The following is a 14002-nucleotide window of genomic DNA, read 5'->3' on the forward strand; positions in this document are numbered from 1 at the left end:
TTCCCCACCGTCTCCAGCCGACTTTCTCGAGCGTCCTGCGCAGCATTTATTTGCTTCTTTCCACGGCTGCCGTTAGTCGAGAAGGGCATATCATGAGCGCCGCGTTTGCCGCAGGTGCTCACCGTCTCATCCAGAAAGGTCCGCCCTTGTCCGCCGCAACGAATTCTGCCTTCACCAAGACCTTTTCCGGCTTCCTGTTCGACATGGACGGCACGATCATCAATTCGATTGCTGCCGCCGAGCGCGTCTGGGGCAACTGGGCTCGCGCTCAGGGTCTTGATGTCGAGAAGTTCATGCCGACAATGCATGGCAAGCGCGGTGTCGATACGATCGGCCAGTTGAACCTGCCTGGTGTCGATCCGGTCGCAGAAGCGCTGAAGATCACCGAAGCCGAGATTGCCGATGTCGAGGGCGTGATCGCACTGCCAGGCGCCGTCGATTTTCTTGCATCGCTGCCGCCGGAGCGCTGGGCAATCGTTACCTCGTCGCCCTATCGGCTGGCGCTGGCGCGGCTGGACGCGGCCGGGATCCCGGTTCCACGCTTCATGGTCACCGCCGAAGACGTGAAGGTCGGCAAGCCTGATCCGCAGGGCTATATTCTTGGCGCCCAGCGCCTTGGCCTCAGCCCTTCGGAATGCCTGGTGTTTGAAGACGTCTTGGCCGGTGTCAAGGCTGGCGAAGCGGCCGGTGCCGACGTGGTGGTCATCACGGCGACGCATTCGCATCCGATCGAAACCGATCACACGATGCTGCGAAATTACGAAAATGTCCGCGTGCATGTGGATGGCGACGGAAAATTGTCGATCATCCGCAAGGATTGAAAGAGCGGACTTCCTTCTGCGACGGCTGGATGTCGCTTTCGCGCTTTGCAACGGGCGGCCGGCTCATTATGTTTTCGTGACATCATAGATATTTGCGAAGATCCGATGAGCCTCAAAGAGCTGAAAGCCCAATATCGCAGCGAGCGCCTGGCGGCGCGAGACGCTATTCCAGCGGAAGATCGTATCGAAAAAGCCCTCGCGATGGCGACGCATGGTGGCCAGGCAATCGATGTCGGGCCGGGGGAGATCATCTCCGGTTTCCTGCCGATACGTTCCGAAGTGGATATAAGGCCGTTGATGGCGCGGTTGCGGGAGCGCGGCGCGCGGCTTTGCGTACCTGTCATTCTTGATCGCAACACCATCGTCTTTCGCGAGCTTATTGCAGGCGCGCCCTTGGTTCCGGTCGGATTCGGAACTTTTGGACCGGGGCCTGAAGCGGCTGAGCTGGACCCCGATGTCATGCTGGTGCCGCTTTCCGCTTTCGACAGGACCGGTCATCGTATCGGCTACGGAGCGGGTCACTACGACCGCGCAATCGAGCGTTTGCATCAAAAAGGCCTGAATCCACGGCTGATCGGCATTGCATTCGATTGCCAAGAAGTGTCATCAGTGCCGGCTGAGCCGCATGACGTCCGTCTTGACGCGATTTTGACCGAGAGCGGGCTCAATTTCGTTTCGGAAGTGATTGGATAGCGAATGCGGCTGCTTTTTCTGGGAGATATGGTCGGCAAGACGGGACGGACCGCGGTGTGGGAACGCCTGCCGGGCCTCGTATCCGACCTGAAGCTCGATTTCGTCATCGTCAATGGCGAAAACGCCGCCGGCGGCTTCGGTATCACCGAGGATATCTTCCTGGAAACGATCAATGCCGGCGCCGATGTCGTGACGACCGGCAACCATGTCTGGGACCAGAAGGAAGCTGTCGTTTTCTGCGAGCGCCACGACCAGTTCCTGCGCCCCGCCAACTATCCGGCCGGCACGCCCGGCCGCGGCTCCGGCCTCTATTATGCGCGCAACGGCGCTCGCGTTCTTGTCGCGAACATCATGGGTCGCGTCTTCATGCATCCGGAGCTGGACGATCCCTTCAAGTCGGCCGAGGCCATTCTCGATGCCTGTCCGCTGAAGGAACAGGCCGATGCCATCGTCTTCGATTTCCATGCGGAGGCGACGAGCGAAAAGCAGTGTTTCGGCCACTTCGTCGATGGCCGTGCGAGCTTCGTCGTCGGCACACATACGCATGTGCCGACTGCGGACGCGCAGATCCTGAACGGCGGCACCGCCTATATGTCGGATGCCGGCATGTGCGGCGATTACGATTCATCGCTCGGCATGGAGAAGGAAGAGCCGCTCAACCGCTTCATCTCGAAGATGCCGAAGGGACGTTTCGAGGCGGCTTCGGGGCCTGCCACCATCTGCGGCGTCGGCGTCGAGATCTCCGACGCAACTGGACTGGCGGAAAAGATCGCACCGCTCCGGCTTGGCCCAAGGCTTGCGGAGACCATTCCGGACTTCTGGCGCTGATCGCTGCACTAGAGCCGGATGATTTTAGGTCAGGTCGACCTAAATCTGAATCCGCTCTAGAATCAAACAAGTAGAGCGTGATGTCGTCCGAAAACCGCATACACTTTTCGGCATTACGCTCTATAATTCATCATCACCATATGATGACGCGATTGTGAGCAATCTTGTCTGATTGCCGCTGGACCCATTTCCGGTCATGCCGCATCCTTCGGTCACTATCTGGCTTGAGGGGATGGCATGTTACAGCGATTTCCTGTCTTTGCCGCGTTTTTCCTGGCGCTGATTTTTTACTGGAGCGCGGCTGACGCCCAGCAAAAGCCTTCTCGTCCGCAACCCAGCCAATGCCAGGCGATCGCGCAATCTCTTCCGAGAGCAACTTTCGCCAGCTTTTCTTCTCCCGGTCCGACGCTCGCCGATGATCCCGTTAATGGCGACGTGAAGATCACCTTCCTTGGCCATGCCACGCTCTTCATCGAAACGCCAGGCGGCGTTTCTATCGCCACGGATTATAGCGGCGCCTATCCGCCGCCTTATACGCCTGAGGTCGTGACGATGAACAAGGCGCATCCGAGCCACTACACGCTGACGCCGGACCCGGCGATCAAATATGTGCTGCACGGCTGGAGCGACACGCCGGGGGAGCCGGCAAAGATCCGCATGACCGTTGGCGATACATTGATCCGCAATGTCGTCACCGACATTCGCTCCTGGGGCGGCGGCATCGAAGCCAATGGCAATTCGATCTTCATCTTCGAGGTGGCTGGTCTCTGTATCGGCCATCTCGGGCATCTGCATTTCGAACTCACCGACCAGCAATATGCGGAGATCGGTCGGCTCGACGTGGTGATGGTGCCGGTCGATGGCGGCCTGACCATGGGGGCCGACAGCATGAGCCGCGTGGTGAAAAGGCTGCGTTCCTCGTTGATCCTGCCCATGCATCGCTGGGGTCCACCGGTCGATCAGTTTCTCGCCCTGTTCGGTCCCGACTTCGACGTCGCCTATGCTCCGACCCCGAGCGTCACGGTCTCGGTGAAGAGCTTGCCGCACAAGCCGCTGATCTATGTGCTCAAGGGGCTTTGACCATCGCGATCACTTTTGAGATCTTCTCGATCGCGACCGCTCTCCATCCCCATTATCCGGCTTTTCACTTGAATGAAGGCCGCTTCGCTCTTATAAGGCGGCCATTCCCAACAAAAGACGTGAACAGGGGTGCCATGGCTGGCCATTCACAGTTTAAAAACATCATGCACCGCAAGGGCCGTCAGGACGCGGTGCGCTCGAAAATGTTCTCGAAGCTGGCGCGCGAAATCACGGTCGCTGCCAAGACGGGTCTGCCCGATCCGGCCATGAACGCGAGCCTGCGTCTGGCGATCCAGAACGCCAAGGCGCAGTCGATGCCGAAGGACAACATCGATCGTGCCATCAAGAAGGCTTCCGGTGCCGACACCGAGAATTACGATGCGATCCGTTACGAGGGCTATGGTCCGGGCGGCACGGCGATCATCGTCGAAGCGCTGACTGACAACCGCAACCGCACGGCGTCCAACGTCCGCTCGATCTTCACCAAGGCCGGCGGTGCGCTGGGCGAAACCGGTTCGGTGTCTTTCTCCTTCGATCACGTCGGCGAAATCACCTACAAGCCTTCCGCCGGCGATGCCGACAAGGTCATGGAAGCGGCGATCGAGGCCGGTGCCGATGACGTCGAAAGCGACGAAGAAGGCCATGTGATCATCTGCGCCTTCGAATCCCTCGGCGAAGTTGCCAAGGCGCTCGAAGCGACACTCGGCGAAGCCGAAACCGTCAAGGCGATCTGGCGCGCGCAGAACAACGTGCCGGTCGACGAAGAAAAGGCCCAGTCGCTGATGAAGCTCATCGAAAACCTGGAAGACGATGATGACGTCCAGAACGTCTATTCGAATTTCGAAGTTTCGGACGAAGTTCTGGCCAAGCTCTCCGCCTGATCCTTTGTAGTTATTCAAAAAAGCCGGCTGCAGCGATGCGGCCGGCTTTCTGCGTTATGGGGCTGTCGCGCGGATAAAATCGTCGCGGAAGGTGGAGAGATCCGATGCGGCGACATCGGAGACCGCCCAGAAGACCAGCCCATCTGCATGCCATTCGGCGAAATTATAACCATCCTTCTCGGCATTGGTTTTGGCTCCCGCAGCACCGGGCCAGATGAAGAGATTGATGACATGGCCATGCCGGCGATAGATCAGTGCCGCCACCACCCGGCCGTCGAGATAATCCACCCTGCCGCCGACGAGAGGGAAGCCCTGTGTGGCGAGATCGACCACGGGCGGGGAGAAATCGATTTTGCCGTTGAACCATGGTTTGACCGTGTGCTGGTCCGAGGTCAGCACGTCGGTCAGGTGATCTGCGAGCATCGAGCGCACATGGCTTGCGAGAAGCTGATCTTCGATCGTCTGGCTCTGCTGCGGAAGGTTCAGTACCAGCATGAGGCTGACGGCGAGAACGGCAAGCGAGGGCACGAAGCTCCATTCGCGAACCAATCGCCAAACGCGCTGCCATGGGCTCTCCGTTTGGCTCGGGGCTCCGGTTGCACGCCTCATCATGGATTGCTCCAGCGTGAGTGCCGCCTGCACGCGGGCATGGACGGTATCAGGCGCTTGCCATTTCACACCCTCGCGCGCGGAAAGACGCTTGACCATCATGGCATTCTCCAACTCGCCGGCGCAGTCCCGGCAGGTCGCCAGATGCGCCTCGAAACGGGCAGTATTGGCCGCGTCCAGTTCGCCGTCGATGAAGCCGTGCAGCAGCTCGTTCCACTCGCCGTGATCATTATGGTCTCCGCCGCTCATCGTGCCGCCTCCGGTCCTTCGAGGCTATGCCAGACTTCACCGAAATCGCGGCGGGCGCGGGCAAGGCGCGACATGACGGTGCCGATCGGTGCGTCGATGATCTCGGCGATTTCCTTGTAGGAGAGATCTTCGAGTTCGCGCAGAACCAGAACCTCGCGCATGGCATCAGGCAACCGGTTGATGACCTCGCGCACCCGCTGCGTTTCCGACTTGCGGATGAAGGCGGCCTCGGGCGTGTCCTCTTCGGAGGCAGGATCAGGAGAGGACAAGCCCTCATCCGAATCCCGTTCGTCCGTCATCGGCTGCTCATAGCGGCTCTTGCGCCGCCCCTCCTGCAGCCAGGCGTGATAGCAGTTGCGGACGATGGTGAAGGTCCAGGCGCGGGCATCGCCATCGCGAAAGCCGCCAAAGCCGCGATAGGCGCGCAGATATGCCTCCTGCACGATATCCTGCGCGGCATCGGCGTCGCGGCTCAGGAAACGCGCAAAATTATAGGCGGCGTCGAGATGCGGGATGATCGTTTGTTGGAAGCGGCGCATGCTCTCGTCAGGCGAGACGATCACACGTTTCAATGGCGCCGCGCCGGCAGTGGATTGAGCGACCGCCATCTGGACGACGTGATTGCCGGGCTTCACTTCGGCGATGAAACTATGAAGACGAGCCAGAAATCGCGCAAACCGGCTGATCGCGGTGTTTTGCGGCGAGTGCCATGTCCATGGGTGGAGCTGGCCGCCGAGCGTCATCGAACTTACAAGTCGGGCGTCTGTCATCATGATCCCCGCAAAACGCCGATGCCGACTGTAAGCTTCGGATAAGGCGCTTGCAATGTTGCCTGAGAGGCTAGATCGCGCTTGCGCGGGTTTTATTCCCGGTCGGATGAAAAAAATTCAACGCGAGGGAATGCGGAATGTCCGTCATCCCATCCGTTCAATCTGCCGCTGCTAAAATAATCGAATGAATTTCAATGGCTTGCAAGAAATCCTCGGTCGAGGGGGAATAAGCGCTCATCACCATCGATCTTCTTCCTCAGTGGACGGCCGCAATTGCTTGCGACCTCCGCCTGGCCCGAAAAGCCATAACCCTGAGGAGATATTGCGATGTTTGATATGACCCGCCGCGCCGTGCTCGGCACGGCTGCAGCTGCGGCAGCCTTCGGGCTGTCGTCGAAGCTCGAATTCATCCCGCAAGCCTTTGCCGCGACCCCGCTGGAGCCGACGGTCGGCTTCTACAAATACAAGGTCGGCTCGATCGAGGTCACAGCCATCTATGACGGCATCTGGCGCAAACCGCACGATCCGGCCTTCATCAAGAATGCTTCCGTCGAGGATACCAAGGAAGCGCTCTCCAAGGCCGGCCTTACCACCGACTTCATGCCCATTCCGCTGACCGTCGTCGTTCTCGATATCGGCGGACGCAAGATCATGATGGATGCCGGCTCCGGTGTCGGACAGTGGCAAACCAATGCCACACATCTGCCGGCCAACATGGCTGCCGCCGGCATCGACTACAAGAAGATCGATACGATCATGATCTCGCATTTCCATCCGGATCACGTCTGGGGCCTGATGGAAAAGGGAACGAATGCGGCCGTCTTTCCGAATGCCGAGCTGATCGTCAACGCGGCCGAATACAACTGGTGGACCGATCCCGGCCGTGTCGACAAGCTGGCGGAGGGGCGCAAGGAAGCCGGCCGGCGCATCGCCTCCGTCTTTCCGACATGGAAGAACTGGAAGCTGGTCGACGACAATGCCGAAGTAGTGCCGGGCGTGCATATGCTCGCCGCTTATGGTCACACACCCGGCCATTCGGTCTTCCTCATCGACGGCGGCAGCGAACAGCTGATGGTCTCGGCCGACATCATGTATGTGCCGGCGCTGCTTGCACCCCATCCGGAATGGGAAGGCGCCTACGACCAGGACGGCCCGATGGCCGTCGCCACCCGCCGCAGGCTGATCGACCGCGTCATTGCCGACAAGATCAGGATTTGCGGCTCGCACTTCCCGTTCCCAGGCTCCGGCACTTTCGTCAAGGACGGCAATGCCTACGGCTTCACCCCTACCATCCAGGCCTGAGCGGCCAGAAAGAGGAGCAACTACCATGTTCAGACATGCCATTTTCGCGATCGCCGCCTTAAGCGCCGTCGCCATCCTGCCCGCCGCAACGGCAGGCGTCGCCTTCGCCGTCGATAATATGGAATCGACCGATGCGCCGGACCTGACCTCTGTGCGTGCCAAGATCGACGCGAAGGATTATGCCGGCGCACTTGCCGAGCTTCGCGATATCGCCGAGGAGCACCAGCAGGCCGATGTCTACAATCTGATGGGCTTCACCCTGCGCAAGACCGGCGACTTCAAGACTTCGCTCACCTACTACACCAAGGCCCTGGAGCTGCAGCCCGATCACAAAGGCGCGCATGAATATCTCGGCGAACTCTATCTCGAAACCGGAGATATGCCAAAGGCCCGCGAGCAACTGGCAGCGCTCACCAAGCTTTGCCCTAGTGGATGCGAGGAGCTTGAGGATCTGACCAAGGCGATCGCCGTCAAGGGAACCAACTAACCTGCAACGACAACCGATCCGGCGGCATCTCACTCGATCATGTCGAGGGGATGCTGCCGGACAGAATCGGAAGCCGCGCGGATATCGACGGGAAGGAGAAAGGCCGTGGAATTCGAAGAGGAGAATGCCGTTCTTGTGAATATGGCCGATATGGCATTGCTGTTCGGCCGCCTGCTGCTATCGCTGCTCTTCCTGGAAGAGGGCATCGAACTTGCCAGCAATTTTGACGTTGCGTTGGAGGCCATGGCCAAGCTTGGCGTCACCGCTCCCGTCGCGATTGCAACCATCGTGCTGCAACTTGGCGCCGGCTTTGCCATTGCGTTCGGGTTGATGACCCGCCTGGCGGCATTCGGTTTGGGCCTGTTCTGCTTGTTGACGGCAATGCTCTTTCACACGAATTTCGCCAGCCACAACGAATTGCTGCATTTCGAAAAGGATCTGGCGATCGCGGGCGGTATGTTTGCCCTGATCGTCGCCGGCGCCGGCAAGCTGTCGCTCGACATGCTCATCCGCCGTCATTGGAAGGCGAGGCTCGTGGCTTGAGCCCGTCGATTGTCCGGTGAGCCGAACAAAGGGATTTGGCTCACCGGCTGAACTGTTTTCCCCGAGAATCAGGAGACCTTCTTGAAGCTCGGAAGCGTTGCGAAGAGTTCCACGGATTTCAGCCGTGCTTCGATGTCATGGATCGGCATCGAAATGATCACTTCATCGGCTTCGGTGTCCTTAATGAACTGCGAAATCTTCTTTTCGGCCGTCTCAGGCGAACCGACGACGGCATAGCGCAGCGTATTTTCCACATTCAGTTTTTCCATCGGCGTCCAGAAATCGTCCATGTCGCTGCGTGGGCGCGGGAAGGGGCCACGCACGTTGCGGCGGAGATTGACGAATTGCTGCTGTGCGGAGGTGAAGTGATATTGCGCCTCGTCATCCGTATCCGCCACAGCACCCATCGCGCCGACCATGACATAGGGCTTGTCCAATGTGGCCGAAGGCGTGAAGCGCTCGCGATAGATGGCGATGGCATCCATCAGGGCTTCCGGCGCGAAATGCGAGGCGAAGGCATAGGGCAGGCCGAGCATGGCGGCGAGATGGGCGCTGTAAAGGCTGGAGCCGAGCAGCCAGATGGGGATGTTGGCGCCATGGCCGGGAACGGCGAGGATGATCTGGTTGTCGTCGGCTGGACTGAAGAGATGCTGCAGTTCGACGATGTCCTGCGGGAAGCTCTGCGCGCCGGCCTCGATATTCCGCCGCAGGGCTTGCGCGGTGCGCATGTCGGTGCCCGGTGCGCGCCCAAGGCCAAGATCGACGCGGCCGGGGAACAGGGCCTCCAGCGTGCCGAACTGTTCGGCAATGACGAGCGGCGAATGGTTCGGCAGCATGACGCCGCCCGAACCGATGCGGATGCGCGAGGTTGCCGCGCCGACATGGCCGATGACAACCGATGTCGCGGCGCTGGCGACACCCGGCATGCCGTGATGCTCGGCGAGCCAGAATCGGTTGTAACCAAGTTCTTCCGCCTTCTGCGCCATGCGCTTCGAGCTCTCGAAGGACTGGCTGATGGTGCTGCCTTCGGCAACGGGCGAAAGATCGAGGATGGAAAAGGGAACCATGGAAAGAAACCTGCGTGGTGGAAGGGAGGGTCGCTAGCACATGTAGGAGCGCGACTTCCTCATTCCAAACCCTGACGCCGCAATTTCGTCACGATGTTTTCAGCGCGGCTCCGGCAACCCAATCCAGGCCTTGTTTTTGTTTTGTTCACATTTTGCTGGCACATGTCAGGCCTGAAAGATAGGGTGACCCATGCAGAATACGATTCGCATCATCGGCATCGATCCGGGCTTGCGCCGCACCGGCTGGGGTATCATCGATACACTTGGCAATTCTCTGCGCTTCGTGGCGTCGGGGACCGTGACCTCGGATGGCGACATGGATCTCGCATCCCGCCTTTGCCAGCTTCATGACGGGCTCGCTGATGTCGTTCACAGCTACAAGCCGGATGAGGCGGCCGTCGAACAGACTTTCGTCAACAAGGATGCGGTGGCGACGCTGAAGCTCGGCCAGGCGCGTGGCGTCGTCATGCTGGTGCCGGCACGCGCCGGCCTGCCGGTGTCGGAATATGCGCCAAATGCGGTCAAGAAGGCCGTCATTGGCGTCGGCCATGGCGAAAAGCAGCAGATCCACATGATGCTGAAGATCCTGATGCCCAAGGTCGAGTTCAAGGGTAATGACGCCGCGGATGCGCTCGCCATTGCTGTCTGTCATGCCCACAACCGCGGTGCCAGCCGGCTGCGGCAGGCGGCGTTGGCAGGATAGTTTGTTCTTGACTTGTTCTTACGGTAATGATAATTCTTACTCTGTAATTGGAGAGTAAGAATGCGTGTGACATCCAAAGGACAGGTGACCATCCCCCGCGACTTGCGTCAGTTGGCTGGCATAGAGCTCAATAGCGAGGTCATATTCTCCATCGAGGATGGAAAGCTGGTTGTTTCGCCCAAGAACGGCAAGCGAGAGATCGAGGATCGGCAGCGGCTCGATCGGTTCATGGCAACCCTCAAGCGCCTGGAAGGCACCGGTGATCAGGATATTGACGCCGAAGCGCTGATGTCGATGACGCGTGACCGGTAGGCATGGTCACCATCGTCGACACAAATGTGTTGGTTGACCTGGCGATATCTGGTTCAGCCTGGCACGGCTGGTCCAGTGGGCAGGTTCTTTCCGCTTTCAAGCGAGGACCGGTGGTTATCAATCCCATCATCTATGCGGAATTCTCGGTGCGTTATAGCAGCATGGATCAAGTGGATGAGCTGCTGCCGCAAAGTGAATTTCGCCGTGAAAGCCTTCCCTGGCCAGCAGCATTCGCCGCAGCGGCGGCTTTTAGGGTCTATCGCCAGGCTGGCGGTGGGAAAGAGCACATTCTTCCAGACTTTCTGATCGGAGCACACGCTGCAGTGCGGGGCTACTCTATATTGACGCGAGATCCCAAGGGCTACCGCTCCTACTTCCCCTCCCTCGACCTCATCACCCCAGAAACCCATCCCTGACGGACATTATCCATGATCGGCAAGCTGAAAGGCACAATCGAAGAGATCGGCGAGGACTATGTGCTCGTGGACGTGCACGGTGTCTGCTACGTCGCCTATTGCTCGGCCCGGACGCTGTCGAAGCTCGGTTCCATCGGCGAGGCCTGCATTCTCTTCATCGAGACCTATGTGCGCGAAGACCAGATCCGCCTTTTCGGCTTCATGACGGCGCTGGAACGCGAATGGTTCAACATCGTGCAGACGGTTCAAGGCGTCGGCGCGAAGGTGGCGCTGGCGCTGCTGTCGACGCTGACGCCGGCCGAGCTTGCCAATGCGATCGCCTTGCAGGATCGCGCCGCCGTTTCGCGGGCGCCGGGTGTCGGTCCGAAGGTTGCCATGCGCATCGTGACGGAACTGAAAAATAAGGCACCCGCCTTTGCCGGTGATGCCGCTAATATCGGGCTCAAGCAGGAGCTTGGGGAGGGTGTTGCCGCAGCACCTGTTGCCGACGCCGTTTCGGCGCTCACCAATCTCGGCTATTCCCGCGATCAGGCAGCCAACGCCATTGCCGCGGCGATGAAAACGGCCGGTGAGGGCGCCGACAGCGCAAAGCTGATCCGGCTCGGCTTGAAGGAACTGTCGCGGTGAGGCTTTGCACCTTCCGCAATCCTGACTATTGTCGCAAAGTCGGGAGATCGACATGTGGTGCTTTGTTGTCGAAGACTATTTTGAGTGCGGCAGAACGAATGCTGCCTTCGGCGCGGGACCTGCGAAACGCATACCGGGAATGGAACCTCTGACATGAGTGAAGCCGCACGTCTGATATCGCCGGAAAAGCGGGGCGAAGACATCGATGCGACGCTCAGGCCGCAATCGCTGGACGAGTTTACCGGCCAGGCGGAAGCGCGCGCCAATCTGAAGGTCTTCATCGAAGCGGCCAAGGGCCGCGGTGAGGCGCTGGATCATGTCCTGTTCGTCGGCCCGCCCGGCCTTGGCAAGACGACGCTGGCGCAGATCATGGCAAAGGAACTCGGCGTCAATTTCCGCTCGACATCCGGCCCGGTCATCGCCAAAGCGGGCGATCTGGCGGCGCTGCTCACCAATCTAGAAGAGCGGGACGTGCTCTTCATCGACGAAATCCATCGTCTCAATCCGGCTGTCGAGGAAATCCTCTATCCGGCCATGGAGGATTTCCAGCTCGATCTGATCATCGGCGAGGGGCCGGCGGCGCGTTCTGTGAAGATCGATCTCGCCAAGTTCACGCTGGTCGCCGCGACTACCCGCCTCGGCCTGCTGACAACGCCGCTGCGTGACCGTTTCGGCATTCCGGTGCGGTTGAGCTTCTATACGGTGGAGGAGCTGGAGCTGATCGTTCGGCGCGGTGCCAGGCTGATGGGCCTCGGTATGACCGACGAGGGCGCGCGCGAGATTGCAAGACGCGCTCGCGGCACGCCGCGCATTGCCGGCCGTTTGCTGCGTCGCGTGCGCGATTTCGCCGAAGTCGCCAAGGTCGAAGCGGTGACGCGCGAGATTGCCGACGAGGCCTTGACCCGGCTTCTCGTTGATAATGTTGGTTTCGACCAGCTCGACAAGCGCTACCTCAATATGATCGCGGTCAATTTTGGCGGCGGGCCTGTCGGTATCGAAACTATTGCAGCCGGGCTTTCCGAGCCGCGGGATGCCATCGAGGATATTATCGAGCCCTATATGATCCAGCAGGGCTTTATTCAGCGTACACCGCGCGGCCGTGTTTTGACCGCGATTGCCTGGAAACATCTCGGCATGCAGCCGCCCAAGGATCTGGAGGCCGCGCAGTTCGGGTTGTTCCGGGAGGAAGATTGAATGCTCGGCCGTCGTGCCTTCCTGAAGCTTTTCGGCGGCAGCATATTCGGATTGATGGCACTCGGGGGATATGCCCTCGGATACGAGCCGGTCGTTCGTCTCAACGTTACGCGTTATGCGCTGACTCCACCCGGATGGGCGCCTGGGCTCAAGCTCAGGATCGTCGCGCTTGCCGATTTCCATGCCTGCGAGCCGTGGATGAATGCCGAGCGCATCGCATCGATCTGTGCCCGCGCCAATGAGCTTGGTGGCGACATCATCTTGCTGCTCGGCGATTACACGTCAGGAACAGATCTCATTACCAGCCGTGTCGATCATCGCGTCTGGGCGGCAGAGCTCGCGAAGCTGAAGGCGCCGCTTGGCGTCCACGCCATTATCGGCAATCACGACTGGTGGCATGACGCGACCGCCCAGAGAACCGGCCGTGGCCCGACATTCAGCCATCGGGCATTGGAAGCTGTCGGTATTGAAGTCTATTCCAATCGCGCGGCGCGCCTGGAGAAGAATGGACAAGGCTTCTGGCTTGCCGGCGTCGAGGACCAGTTGGCCTTGCGCCGCAGCATGCGCTGGAAGAGGCCGCTTACCAAAGGACTGGACGATCTCGGCGACACGATGGCGCAGATCGGCGACGACGCACCGGTCATCCTTCTCGCCCATGAGCCCGATATCTTTCCTGCCGTTCCCCAGCGTGTCTCGCTCACTTTGTCGGGGCATACGCATGGCGGGCAGGTGAGGATTTTCGGCTGGTCGCCTTATTCGCCCTCGCGTTACGGTGACCGGTATGTTTATGGCCATATCGTCGAGGAGGAGCGCCATATTATCGTGTCCGGCGGCCTTGGCTGCTCCATCGCGCCGGTACGCTTCGGCGTGCCGCCTGAAATCGTCGTGATCGACGTGGGATAGGGATCATGTCGAAACGCAAGCTCATCAGATTGAATGCCGGTTCCCAGCGCTTCCAGATGCGCATCGCGGGGCTTGGATTTCGCGACGGCCATGTCCTGGTGCATCGCGCCGCGCATGAGACGTTTTGGACCTTTCCGGGCGGTCGGGCGGAGATCGGCGAGACCTCGGAGGAGACGTTACGGCGGGAAATGGTTGAGGAGCTTGGCGTCGAGGTTACGGTCAGGCGTCTGCTCTGGTCGGTCGAGAATTTCTTCCATTACGAAGAGATGGATTGGCATGAGCTCGGCCTCTACTACCTGATGGAGATTCCGACGGATTTTCCCTTCGATCCCACGAAGATCGTGCATCGGATCCAGGATGGTGATGATGAGCTGGAGTTCAAATGGGTACGAGCGACGCGGGAAGCGCTGGTGGCGCTTGATATCCCACCCTACTTCATCGCCGAAGAAATCGAAAACCTACCGCTGATGTCTCGTCATCTTGTCTGGCGGGATGGTGATCTCGACAAGGCTTGAGG

Annotated in this window: 18 protein-coding genes; 15 read left to right on the plus strand and 3 right to left on the minus strand. The window is 59.7% G+C overall.

The window, feature by feature from the left end; genetic code table 11:
- Nucleotides 1-92 precede the first annotated feature (92 nt).
- The 5 genes from JJQ51_RS18320 (at nucleotide 93) to JJQ51_RS18340 (ending at nucleotide 4303) form a co-directional block, all read left to right on the plus strand.
- Nucleotides 93-821: an HAD family hydrolase gene (locus tag JJQ51_RS18320; RefSeq protein WP_233788673.1), complete on the plus strand. Its 729-nt coding sequence runs from the start codon at nucleotides 93-95 to the stop codon at nucleotides 819-821.
- 105 nt (nucleotides 822-926) lie between these two features.
- On the plus strand, nucleotides 927-1514 hold the full coding sequence (locus JJQ51_RS18325) for a 5-formyltetrahydrofolate cyclo-ligase (RefSeq protein WP_269245051.1): 588 nt from the start codon (nucleotides 927-929) through the stop codon (nucleotides 1512-1514).
- A 3-nt stretch (nucleotides 1515-1517) separates the two neighbouring features.
- Complete coding sequence (locus JJQ51_RS18330) at nucleotides 1518-2342, plus strand: TIGR00282 family metallophosphoesterase (RefSeq protein ID WP_069611843.1); 825 nt, start codon at nucleotides 1518-1520, stop codon at nucleotides 2340-2342.
- 237 nt (nucleotides 2343-2579) lie between these two features.
- Nucleotides 2580-3422: an MBL fold metallo-hydrolase gene (locus JJQ51_RS18335; protein WP_113355151.1), complete on the plus strand. Its 843-nt coding sequence runs from the start codon at nucleotides 2580-2582 to the stop codon at nucleotides 3420-3422.
- A 134-nt stretch (nucleotides 3423-3556) separates the two neighbouring features.
- A complete protein-coding gene (locus JJQ51_RS18340) occupies nucleotides 3557-4303 on the plus strand; it encodes a YebC/PmpR family DNA-binding transcriptional regulator (protein ID WP_069611841.1) in 747 nt (248 codons plus the stop codon).
- A gap of 54 nt (nucleotides 4304-4357) precedes the next feature.
- Here JJQ51_RS18340 and JJQ51_RS18345 read toward each other — a convergent pair whose 3' ends face one another.
- Together JJQ51_RS18345 and JJQ51_RS18350 are read right to left on the minus strand one after the other, a co-directional pair.
- The gene (locus tag JJQ51_RS18345; protein WP_113355148.1) at nucleotides 4358-5161 is read right to left on the minus strand and encodes an anti-sigma factor family protein; all 804 of its coding nucleotides are present in this window, start codon (nucleotides 5159-5161) and stop codon (nucleotides 4358-4360) included.
- Nucleotides 5158-5931, minus strand: coding sequence for a sigma-70 family RNA polymerase sigma factor (locus JJQ51_RS18350; RefSeq protein WP_269245052.1), 774 nt, complete (start codon nucleotides 5929-5931; stop codon nucleotides 5158-5160). Before JJQ51_RS18350 ends, JJQ51_RS18345 begins: the two co-directional genes overlap by 4 nt.
- A 327-nt stretch (nucleotides 5932-6258) precedes the next feature.
- On the opposite strand from JJQ51_RS18350, the gene JJQ51_RS18355 reads away from it, so the two are divergent.
- The 3 genes from JJQ51_RS18355 (at nucleotide 6259) to JJQ51_RS18365 (ending at nucleotide 8263) form a co-directional block, all read left to right on the plus strand.
- On the plus strand, nucleotides 6259-7233 hold the full coding sequence (locus tag JJQ51_RS18355) for an MBL fold metallo-hydrolase (RefSeq protein WP_113355145.1): 975 nt from the start codon (nucleotides 6259-6261) through the stop codon (nucleotides 7231-7233).
- A gap of 25 nt (nucleotides 7234-7258) precedes the next feature.
- Nucleotides 7259-7720 (plus strand): tetratricopeptide repeat protein, encoded by a 462-nt coding sequence (locus tag JJQ51_RS18360; protein WP_269245053.1) that lies wholly within the window; start codon nucleotides 7259-7261, stop codon nucleotides 7718-7720.
- Between the two features lie 105 nt (nucleotides 7721-7825).
- On the plus strand, nucleotides 7826-8263 hold the full coding sequence (locus tag JJQ51_RS18365) for a DoxX family protein (RefSeq protein ID WP_269245054.1): 438 nt from the start codon (nucleotides 7826-7828) through the stop codon (nucleotides 8261-8263).
- Nucleotides 8264-8331: 68 nt separating this feature from the next.
- Here the strand turns inward: JJQ51_RS18365 and JJQ51_RS18370 are convergent, their stop codons facing one another.
- Complete coding sequence (locus JJQ51_RS18370; RefSeq protein ID WP_113395231.1) at nucleotides 8332-9330, minus strand: LLM class flavin-dependent oxidoreductase; 999 nt, start codon at nucleotides 9328-9330, stop codon at nucleotides 8332-8334.
- A gap of 190 nt (nucleotides 9331-9520) precedes the next feature.
- Between JJQ51_RS18370 and ruvC the strand changes: the two genes are divergently transcribed.
- The 7 genes from ruvC (at nucleotide 9521) to JJQ51_RS18405 (ending at nucleotide 14000) form a co-directional block, all read left to right on the plus strand.
- Complete coding sequence (gene ruvC / locus JJQ51_RS18375; RefSeq protein ID WP_015340996.1) at nucleotides 9521-10033, plus strand: crossover junction endodeoxyribonuclease RuvC; 513 nt, start codon at nucleotides 9521-9523, stop codon at nucleotides 10031-10033.
- Nucleotides 10034-10093: 60 nt separating this feature from the next.
- Nucleotides 10094-10345 (plus strand): AbrB/MazE/SpoVT family DNA-binding domain-containing protein, encoded by a 252-nt coding sequence (locus JJQ51_RS18380; protein ID WP_069611835.1) that lies wholly within the window; start codon nucleotides 10094-10096, stop codon nucleotides 10343-10345.
- A 2-nt stretch (nucleotides 10346-10347) separates the two neighbouring features.
- Entirely contained in the window at nucleotides 10348-10761 is a 414-nt protein-coding gene (locus JJQ51_RS18385) for a type II toxin-antitoxin system VapC family toxin (RefSeq protein ID WP_113330351.1), read from the plus strand.
- A gap of 12 nt (nucleotides 10762-10773) precedes the next feature.
- Complete coding sequence (gene ruvA, locus JJQ51_RS18390) at nucleotides 10774-11388, plus strand: Holliday junction branch migration protein RuvA (protein WP_113330350.1); 615 nt, start codon at nucleotides 10774-10776, stop codon at nucleotides 11386-11388.
- A 153-nt stretch (nucleotides 11389-11541) separates the two neighbouring features.
- On the plus strand, nucleotides 11542-12582 hold the full coding sequence (gene ruvB, locus JJQ51_RS18395; protein ID WP_113250509.1) for a Holliday junction branch migration DNA helicase RuvB: 1041 nt from the start codon (nucleotides 11542-11544) through the stop codon (nucleotides 12580-12582).
- The gene (locus tag JJQ51_RS18400; RefSeq protein ID WP_113389143.1) at nucleotides 12583-13485 is read left to right on the plus strand and encodes a metallophosphoesterase; all 903 of its coding nucleotides are present in this window, start codon (nucleotides 12583-12585) and stop codon (nucleotides 13483-13485) included.
- 5 nt (nucleotides 13486-13490) lie between these two features.
- Nucleotides 13491-14000: an NUDIX hydrolase gene (locus JJQ51_RS18405; protein ID WP_269245055.1), complete on the plus strand. Its 510-nt coding sequence runs from the start codon at nucleotides 13491-13493 to the stop codon at nucleotides 13998-14000.
- The last annotated feature ends 2 nt before the right edge of the window (nucleotides 14001-14002 follow it).

Source organism: Rhizobium sp. AG207R, assembly GCF_027109195.1.
GTDB classification, from domain to species: domain Bacteria; phylum Pseudomonadota; class Alphaproteobacteria; order Rhizobiales; family Rhizobiaceae; genus Rhizobium; species Rhizobium dioscoreae.

Excerpts from the sequence above, each read along its gene's own strand:
- JJQ51_RS18320 (WP_233788673.1), top strand. The coding sequence starts at position 93 with ATGAGCGCCGCGTTTGCCGCAGGTGCTCACCGTCTCATCCAGAAAGGT.
- JJQ51_RS18325 (WP_269245051.1), top strand. The coding sequence starts at position 927 with ATGAGCCTCAAAGAGCTGAAAGCCCAATATCGCAGCGAGCGCCTGGCG.
- JJQ51_RS18330 (WP_069611843.1), top strand. The coding sequence starts at position 1,518 with ATGCGGCTGCTTTTTCTGGGAGATATGGTCGGCAAGACGGGACGGACC.
- JJQ51_RS18335 (WP_113355151.1), top strand. The coding sequence starts at position 2,580 with ATGTTACAGCGATTTCCTGTCTTTGCCGCGTTTTTCCTGGCGCTGATT.
- JJQ51_RS18340 (WP_069611841.1), top strand. The coding sequence starts at position 3,557 with ATGGCTGGCCATTCACAGTTTAAAAACATCATGCACCGCAAGGGCCGT.
- JJQ51_RS18345 (WP_113355148.1), bottom strand. The coding sequence starts at position 5,161 with ATGAGCGGCGGAGACCATAATGATCACGGCGAGTGGAACGAGCTGCTG.
- JJQ51_RS18350 (WP_269245052.1), bottom strand. The coding sequence starts at position 5,931 with ATGACAGACGCCCGACTTGTAAGTTCGATGACGCTCGGCGGCCAGCTC.
- JJQ51_RS18355 (WP_113355145.1), top strand. The coding sequence starts at position 6,259 with ATGTTTGATATGACCCGCCGCGCCGTGCTCGGCACGGCTGCAGCTGCG.
- JJQ51_RS18360 (WP_269245053.1), top strand. The coding sequence starts at position 7,259 with ATGTTCAGACATGCCATTTTCGCGATCGCCGCCTTAAGCGCCGTCGCC.
- JJQ51_RS18370 (WP_113395231.1), bottom strand. The coding sequence starts at position 9,330 with ATGGTTCCCTTTTCCATCCTCGATCTTTCGCCCGTTGCCGAAGGCAGC.
- ruvC (WP_015340996.1), top strand. The coding sequence starts at position 9,521 with ATGCAGAATACGATTCGCATCATCGGCATCGATCCGGGCTTGCGCCGC.
- JJQ51_RS18380 (WP_069611835.1), top strand. The coding sequence starts at position 10,094 with ATGCGTGTGACATCCAAAGGACAGGTGACCATCCCCCGCGACTTGCGT.
- JJQ51_RS18385 (WP_113330351.1), top strand. The coding sequence starts at position 10,348 with ATGGTCACCATCGTCGACACAAATGTGTTGGTTGACCTGGCGATATCT.
- ruvA (WP_113330350.1), top strand. The coding sequence starts at position 10,774 with ATGATCGGCAAGCTGAAAGGCACAATCGAAGAGATCGGCGAGGACTAT.
- ruvB (WP_113250509.1), top strand. The coding sequence starts at position 11,542 with ATGAGTGAAGCCGCACGTCTGATATCGCCGGAAAAGCGGGGCGAAGAC.
- JJQ51_RS18400 (WP_113389143.1), top strand. The coding sequence starts at position 12,583 with ATGCTCGGCCGTCGTGCCTTCCTGAAGCTTTTCGGCGGCAGCATATTC.
- JJQ51_RS18405 (WP_269245055.1), top strand. The coding sequence starts at position 13,491 with ATGTCGAAACGCAAGCTCATCAGATTGAATGCCGGTTCCCAGCGCTTC.